At 71.4% G+C, this 1652-nt stretch carries 2 protein-coding genes; one reads left to right on the top strand and one right to left on the bottom strand.

Going from position 1 to position 1652, the window contains the following annotated elements:
• Positions 1–972, bottom strand: a 972-nt coding sequence (locus AC1D12_RS32840) for a cell wall protein YJL171C/Tos1 domain-containing protein (RefSeq protein WP_477845307.1), incomplete at its 3' end; no start/stop codon positions are given.
• Positions 973–1223: 251 nt separating this feature from the next.
• Here AC1D12_RS32840 and AC1D12_RS32835 point away from each other — a divergent pair.
• On the top strand, positions 1224–1652 hold a 429-nt coding region (locus AC1D12_RS32835), incomplete at its 3' end, for a thiamine pyrophosphate-binding protein (RefSeq protein ID WP_477845306.1).

Here is a 1652-nt window from a genome sequence, read left to right as displayed (position 1 = left end):
GCGGTACAGCTCCGACGGGGCGACCGCGAGCCACGGCGAGTCTTCGGCCTTCTCGTCCTTGCCGTCGGTGACGCAGCTCAGCGGCTTCATCGTCGGGTCGTCGGCGTACGGCATGCCGGCCAGCATCACGACCAGCTTCGAGCCCTTCCAGCCGACGAAGTCGAGGTCGGAGCCCGGGCAGTACGGGTCGCTGCCGGGGCCGCACTTGAACGRCTTCTCCTGCGACGCGAAGACGGTGCAGCTGTTGCCGAGCTCGCTGGGCAGCACCTTCGAACCTTTCGGTCCGGAGAAGTGGAAGTTGTACGGCTTGTCGGGCGTGCGGCGGTCCCAGAACGAGCGGATCGCCCAGTTGCCGTCGGTGGCGCCCAGCGGCTGGTAGACGACCAGTTGCTTGATGCGCAGCGGGCCGTCGAGCACCAGCCCGAGTTCTTCGTTGAACGGGCTGATCCTGTCGCTGGTGACGTCGTGCTTCGTGCGGCAGCAGGATTCATCACCCCACGGGAACTTGATGACTTCCGACTGCACGTTGCAGCTCGCGCTGCCGGCCTGCGCCTCGATGCGGCGGCCCCAGTAGCCCTTGGCGCCGATGTTCGTGAAGGTCAGCGTGCCGCCGAGCGTCGGCGTGCCGTTGTTGCTCGTCGGGGACGCCGTGTGGGCGGGAGCCTGGGTGTTGCCCAGGTCCGACCAGGTGTTGGCGGACGGCGCGGGGGCCGGAGCCGGGCTCGGTGCCGGCGCGGGTGCCGGACTCGGTGCGGGGCTCGGGGATGGCGCAGGACTCGGCGCCGGTGCCGGAGCGGGACTCGGAGCGGGAGCCGGGCTCGGCGAAGGGGCCGGCGCCGGGGCTGGGGCTGGGGCCGGCGACGGTGCGCCGCCTCCGACGGGCGACGGCGCAGGGCTGTCTCCACCGCCGCCGCTGCAGGCGGCGAGGGCAACGGTTGCGAACAGGGCGGCCAGCAGGGAAGTCTTTTTCATGGCCAGGCAGGGGCAAGTCGCGGGCCATGCGGGTGCCGCGGCGACGCACGGGGCAGGGCCGCCCACGCGGCCCGCCAGCCCGCGCCGGCGCTGCGTTCGCGCGACCCATCGGCGCAGCGCATGTGCACCATATGCGCCAGCGCAGACGCCGATTGCGTCGCCCGCGGACACATCCTGTTCCAGGTTGCCGCGAATCGTCAGCGCACGAGGCACACTGGGCGCTTCTGTCCAGCTTCCTGCGCCGCGCCGACATGACTGAATCCGCGTCCTCCTCGCCCCGCCCGCAACGCCTCGCCGGCCATGTGCTCGTCGAAGCCCTGATCGCCCAGGGCATCGACACCGTCTTCGGTGTCCCCGGCGAGAGCTACCTGGCGGTGCTCGACGGCTTCCATGAACACCGCGACAGCATCCGCTTCATCGCCTGCCGGCAGGAGGGCGGCGCCGCCTTCATGGCCGAGGCGCAGGGCAAGCTGACCGGCCGCCCGGGCGTGTGCTTCGTGACGCGCGGCCCCGGTGCCACCAACGCCAGCATCGGGCTGCACACCGCCTTCCAGGACAGCACGCCGATGGTGCTGTTCATCGGCCAGGTGGCGAGCGACCAGCGCGACCGCGAGGCCTTCCAGGAGCTCGACTACCGGCAGGTGTTCGGCCCCGGCACGCTCGGCTTCGCGAAGTGGGTC

Source organism: Rhizobacter sp. P1_G5 (assembly GCF_056405435.1).
The sequence above is the reverse complement of the archived record's forward strand: the minus strand, read 5'-3'. Positions and strand labels throughout refer to the sequence as shown.